The 6,000-nt window shown below is 48.1% G+C and carries 4 protein-coding genes; 2 read left to right on the forward strand and 2 right to left on the reverse strand.

Annotated elements, in window-relative coordinates:
- The first annotated feature begins 5 nt into the window (after nt 1-5).
- The gene (locus CA598_RS19085; protein WP_256990013.1) at nt 6-680 is read left to right on the forward strand and encodes a GTP pyrophosphokinase; all 675 of its coding nucleotides are present in this window, start codon (nt 6-8) and stop codon (nt 678-680) included.
- Nucleotides 681-780: 100 nt separating this feature from the next.
- On the opposite strand, the gene CA598_RS19090 is transcribed toward CA598_RS19085, so the two are convergent.
- Together CA598_RS19090 and CA598_RS19095 are read right to left on the reverse strand one after the other, a co-directional pair.
- Nucleotides 781-1,584 (reverse strand): hypothetical protein, encoded by an 804-nt coding sequence (locus CA598_RS19090; protein WP_094877494.1) that lies wholly within the window; start codon nt 1,582-1,584, stop codon nt 781-783.
- Nucleotides 1,585-1,616: 32 nt separating this feature from the next.
- On the reverse strand, nt 1,617-4,703 hold the full coding sequence (locus tag CA598_RS19095; protein WP_094877495.1) for a DEAD/DEAH box helicase: 3,087 nt from the start codon (nt 4,701-4,703) through the stop codon (nt 1,617-1,619).
- A gap of 503 nt (nt 4,704-5,206) precedes the next feature.
- Between CA598_RS19095 and CA598_RS19100 the strand changes: the two genes are divergently transcribed.
- Entirely contained in the window at nt 5,207-5,980 is a 774-nt protein-coding gene (locus tag CA598_RS19100) for a tryptophan-rich sensory protein (protein ID WP_094873954.1), read from the forward strand.
- The last annotated feature ends 20 nt before the right edge of the window (nt 5,981-6,000 follow it).

The following is a 6,000-nucleotide window of genomic DNA, read 5'->3' on the forward strand; positions in this document are numbered from 1 at the left end:
AGGATCTGCAACAGTGGCAAGGTAACAGCAACGAGGATTTCGCCAAACTGGTTAACGAGTTCGAAGCCTTACCAGCACTCTATCGCCACGCGTTAAATGATCTTCAGAATAAAATTGATGTGATCAAGACGGAATGGCAATCCCGCGACGGCTTTAGTCCTATCGAACATGTCAAATGCCGGATTAAAGAACCAAAGAGCATTCTTCAAAAGATGGAGCGTAAAGGCTACGGTTTCAGCTTGGAAAATATGGAGCAATACATTCACGATATTGCCGGAATGCGGATTGTATGTGCCTTCGTTAAAGATATATACCGTTTAGTAGATCATCTTAGTACACGCGAAGACATCCGCGTGCTTGAGATTAAAGATTATATAGCTCATCCTAAACCAAACGGATATCAAAGTCTTCATCTTATAGTCGGTATCCCCCTCGTCCTGTTGGAAGGAACACGCTGGGTCAAGGCTGAGATTCAGCTGCGTACCCTTGCTATGGACTTTTGGGCAAGCATGGAACATATTCTGTATTATAAATTCGATAAGCAGTTGCCTTCCCATGTCGCTGATGAACTAAAAGAAGCCGCGCGTGCCGCTGATGAACTAGATCAAAAAATGCTTCGTCTTCGCCGCGAGATTCTAGAGCTTTCAGAAGGAGAATCGCCTCCTGCTGGTCAGCATTAGAATAACTAACCAGAAACTCTGTTAGATAATTAGGCAAAACAAGAGGCTGTTTCAAGAGTAGCATTCACTACTTTTGAGACAGCCTCTTTCGTATTTTCACTTACCGCTTAATCAGACTCTTATTCGCCCGACGCGCAGACGCTTCTGCAACCCGCTGCATAATCAAAGTTAATCCCTCAATGGCTTTAGGTGTCTGCGGTAGCAACGCTCCCCAGTCTTCTGTAACTTCAGCTACTACTACCGGCGAAGGAAAAGGTCTAGCCGCAATCTCATGGAACTGTGGCCCAGGCTGATGTAGCGAACCTTCAGCAGCCGCTTCTGCCAGCCATTCTCCAGAGGAAATGGCCGGACCCTTGCGTTCAAGCCGAGCCAATTCAGTAGAAAGATCACTAACCGAGGCTTCTTCTTCCTCTGTTTCAGCTTCGCCGCTAGAAATATCCCCTTCAGCCCAAAGGGCAAAAATTCCGTCCAAGAGCTCTCCCTTAGTAAACCCTCTGAGCGAAAGTGCCAGCAGTGGCTCTTCAGCAAGACGTTCTTTAATAAGCTTCAAAGTCTCCGCCTTATACTCCACACCTTCACCCTCAAAAAGGGCTTGCTCCAGCTCACTATCCGTAGGTAAAAGCTCAAGCTCTGCCAGCTCACCCGTCAAACGCCCTTGCAGCAAGGCAAATACTTCCCCAGGACTTAGTGCGAGACTTCGTAAAATTTCTTTTCTTCGGGAAGCATGCCATACCGGAACCTTCAGAGAGAGAGGTCGATCCGCTTGTTGTTCCTGAGCAGGCGCGCTGGCGTTCAATTCACCCTTCGACCGAGACCCTCCTGTCACTTTCCCAGGTAGCATCGTCCATGCTGCCTTTACTAATCCAGGCACAACTTCCAGCCGCATCTCTAACCGTTCACTCATTGTTCGATCCCTCCGTAACACTCATATCTGTCTTACATCCAGTCCTGATCCTGCAGTTCAATAAGTTCCTTCAGCTCATGATTGGACATTTCAGTCAACCATGTTTCGCCAGAGCCAACAACCTGCTCGGAAAGATTTTTTTTACGCTCAATCAATTCATCAATACGCTCTTCCAACGTTCCTTGGCAAATCAACTTATGCACTTGAACATTCTTATCCTGACCAATTCGGAATGCCCGGTCTGTCGCCTGATTCTCAACGGCCGGATTCCACCAACGGTCGTAATGGATGACATGATTAGCTCTTGTAAGGTTCAGCCCTACGCCACCCGCTTTTAAAGAAAGTACGAAGAAGGATGGCCCTTTTCCCTCTTGAAAATCATGAACCATCTCGTCGCGCTCCCGTTTTGGAATTCCGCCGTGCAAGAACAGCGGTGCTGTTCCATAACGCTTAGTCAGCTTGCTAACCAAGAGCTCACCCATCGCTACATATTGAGTAAAGATCAGCGCAGATTCTCCGACCTCCGCAATGCTATCCAGAATCTCGAACATGACCTCCATTTTACCGGAATGCTCACTTCGCGGACCCCTGCCTTCTTCTTTGCGGAATAGCTGAGGATGATTACAAATCTGCTTCAATTTCGTTAGAGAAGACAGCACGAGTCCTCTGCGAGCCATCCCGCTACTCTCTCCGATCACGCCAAGCATTTCATCCACGACACCCTGATATAGGACTGCCTGTGTTTCCGTCAGCGGGCAATAAGACTTCAGCTCCAGCTTCTCCGGTAAATCTTTAGAAATATCCGGATCGCTTTTCAAGCGGCGCAACAAGAATGGTGATACCAAGCGATGCAATTCCCTTAGTCGCTCTCCACCCTCTCCTGATACATAACGCTGCCGGAAGGAATGGTAGGTCCCTAAATAGCCCGGGTTTAAAAAGTGAAAAATAGACCATAACTCGCCTAATCTATTCTCTACTGGTGTCCCCGTCATAGCTATGCGATGCGGCGCTGATAGCTTCATCACACTTTGCGCCTGTTTCGTCCGATGATTCTTAATATACTGAGCTTCATCCAGCACCACGGTGGACCACTGAACATTCGCTAAATCCTCGCTGTCACGACCCGCTAAATGATAGGTCGTCAATACAATATCATGACTGGCAGCCAGTTCTAAAAAGCTATCCCCCCGCACGCGGCGTCCACCATGATGAATGTGAACTTTAAGCGAAGGCGCAAAGCGCTGCAATTCCCGCTGCCAGTTCCCCAAAAGTGAGGTTGGACATAGAATCAGCACAGGCTCCTGCTTTTCTTCAGGTGGGGCACTTAAAGCGCGGTCCAGCAGGCAGGTAATGACCTGCACCGTCTTACCGAGACCCATGTCATCGGCCAGGCATACCCCAAATCCCAGACCACTGAGAACGGAGAGCCATTGATAGCCACGCTCCTGATAAGGTCTCAGGGTGCCGTGCAGACCTTCAGGTACGGGACGCACTGGAAGATTACGCAATATGTCACCCCGCATCAGCGATGACAATAGTCCGGATGTTTCCATACCCGTGACCGACATCCCTTTCCAGAGCCGCTCTTCACCATCCTCAGCTTCTAGACGCATCCAATCGGCTGCGGTCATTTCCCCATTTTCATGGCGTTTCATATATCTAAGAACCTGGCGAATTTCTTTAGGATCTATCTCAATCCATTCTCCGCGGAAACGTACAAAAGGTACGCCAGCCTCCACCAGTGCGTTTAGTTCTTCTTCACTGATTGTACTCTCCCCAAGTGAGGCTTCAATGCGAAATGAAATCAGCTCTTCCATCCCAAGAGCCACTGGAGCAGGACTATCAATCCCGCTCACTACCGGCTGCATTTTCATCTTCATGCCAATCCGGCGGCGTCCCTCACGGCTCCAGCGCGATGGCATCTGCACGGTTATTCCACGCTCACGCAGCTGCTGCACCGTCTCCTTCAAAAAGAAATAAAGTCGCTCTGGTTCCAATTCCGCTCCCGTAGGTGCAGGTTTAGAAAGAGCGCGCTCTATATCTGGAGAGATTCTTGCCGCTCGGCCCAGCGCTATAAGAAGCTGCTGCTGTATATTGCGATAGCGTTTCCCCCATAACATAAACTCTCTTTCCTTACTGCTCCAAATCGATTTTGCCGGAATCCAGAATTCCCCTTCTTCCTTGTTCTCCGCCCAGAAGGTTAAACGCCAAATTTCATCTTGATCTCCAGGTGGCTCAAGTCGTAGCCCAAGACCCAGCTGTCCACTCCGTGCTTCTACAGGTTCTGATTGCGGCACATCGCTACCAGCTGTCTCATTCACGGTAGCCAGAAGATCTGCCACTTCTGCTTGAGTTCCCTGCACGGGTATATCCCGGCTGCCTGTAAGAAGACTATTCCACCACAGCTCAGTTAAAGGGGAGTAACCCCGGCGATAATTAGCTTTGTAAGGGGTAAGTTCACTTTCAATACCCGCAATCACTTTCTTTATCTCTGCAGTCATTACCGCCTGCATAAAGGAGTAAAGCACATAGGCGCCAGCCTCTTCCCGCGAGGATAAGTCACCTGCCTCAGCGATATGTGTCCCGAGTGCCAATACTGGCATGGAAGCCGCTAGTTGCAGAAAGATCTCCTGATCCTCCTGTTTTCGAAAAGCTGGTGACCAGCAGACCGTTGCTGCCTGTTCACCACCACGCCGGCGTGAACCTACCGGACGTGGGGGCAAGGCTCCAGGCGTAACGCCTCCTGTACCCATCAATTCCAGCGCAAAACGAGCTGCTGCCGCCCAATAGCGCAATTCGCCGCCAGGCTCTACTCCCTGATCCCGGCATAACGACTCATCCCATGCCAGAAGCAGTTCAAATGCATCGCTAGGGACTAAGGCGAGCCCTTCAAATGTTCTTCCGGGCAATCCACGGCGTGCCGGCTTCCCCTCTACAGGAGGAGCCGGATATTTCACTTCTGCGAGCCGCAGAGCAGCACTCGCAAAAGGGCGAACTCCTCCCTGCAGCTCCAGCCGCTTCACCACTCGGGTCCAAGCGTCAACCTTCGGCTCCGAAGTTTCGCCAGAGAAGCAAAATAACACATCCCCCAACCATATTGCATAAAGATGCTTAGTCATCGGTGATCTCCTGTCTTTTAAGCAAGCAAAAAAAGAACCAGTCCGCCACCATCAGGTGGTAACTGCAACCTTTTTCACGAGAAATAAAATTTTGAAGCTATACAAGTAGAAGTAGTTTCTCCATCCTTTTAGAGATGAGATACACTCCTGTAAGAAATATAAGGATAAAGAACTAGGATAAAACTTATCTGCTCTTGAATCTTCATCTCTTCATCTTATACGAAAAAGCGCTGATTTAAAAACGTTTCTGCATATTTTCTGTAGATTTTTATGCAAATAAAGTTGAAGTACATAGAAACACCTATGAAATTTGATTCATTTCAGCATATTTTTAATAAATTGTTCTAGCCACTATCGTAAAATACCCTTCACCACTACCATGCTATCCATGAATATTATGACTGACTAGTCACTTCTTTTCTTGTTTATAGTCTTAATTGTGCTGAAAGCGGGTATATTTTAATTAGGTATTACCCTATTAAAAAAGCTAGGGAGTGAATTCTTTGAGACGTTATAATCCTTATAAGTGGTGGAATCTTCTGTTCTTTCTAGGTGTGATCATTGTCAATGTACTCTCAGTGACCTTGCCATTAGGTGGAAACAGTACCGGTGAAATTTCCGACAAATATCATACCTACATGACCCCTGCTGGTTACGCTTTCTCCATCTGGTCACTGATTTATCTACTGCTAGCCGGCTTCGTTATTTATCAATTCCGCTCCTATACAGCCTCTAGAGATTCTGTGAGGGCGATTCAGTTCTGGTTTGTTCTGAGCTGTATTTTTAATATGAGCTGGCTCTTCCTCTGGCAGTATTTATACATCGAGCTTTCTCTGGTTGCTATGGTGCTGATGTTAATCACACTAATTGTCATTTATCGAAAAACACGCCTGATTGCAAATCCTACTCCAGGCGAGAATTGGCTTGTAAAGTTGCCCTTCAGTATATACCTTGGCTGGATCTCTGTGGCCACTATCGTGAACGTCAGCGTTGTTCTGGAGAAGAATCATTGGGAAGGTTGGGGCCTTAGCGGTAGCACTTGGGCCGTTATCCTGCTCTGCGTGGGGACTCTGCTTGCGGTTGTGGTCAGCTATCCTTACCGAGATAGCATCTATCCACTCGTATTCGTATGGGCTTTCATCGCGATTGCCTTGGAACAAAAAGAGGCCAGCAATGTCTATTTAACTGGCCTAATTACAGCAGGCATCCTGCTGCTCTACAGCATCTGGCTAGTGCTTACACCTCGCCGCAGCAGGTACAGTAGTCCTAGATTCTAATATATAAAATGGCGGGGGAA

Source organism: Paenibacillus sp. VTT E-133291 (assembly GCF_002264395.1).
In the GTDB taxonomy this organism is placed as follows: Bacteria; Bacillota; Bacilli; order Paenibacillales; family Paenibacillaceae; genus Paenibacillus_AQ; species Paenibacillus_AQ nitricinens.

What these genes read in the sequence shown, in the direction of transcription:
- CA598_RS19090 (WP_094877494.1), bottom strand. Translation starts at nt 1,584, where the DNA reads ATGAGTGAACGGTTAGAGATGCGGCTGGAAGTTGTGCCTGGATTAGTA.
- CA598_RS19095 (WP_094877495.1), bottom strand. Translation starts at nt 4,703, where the DNA reads ATGACTAAGCATCTTTATGCAATATGGTTGGGGGATGTGTTATTTTGC.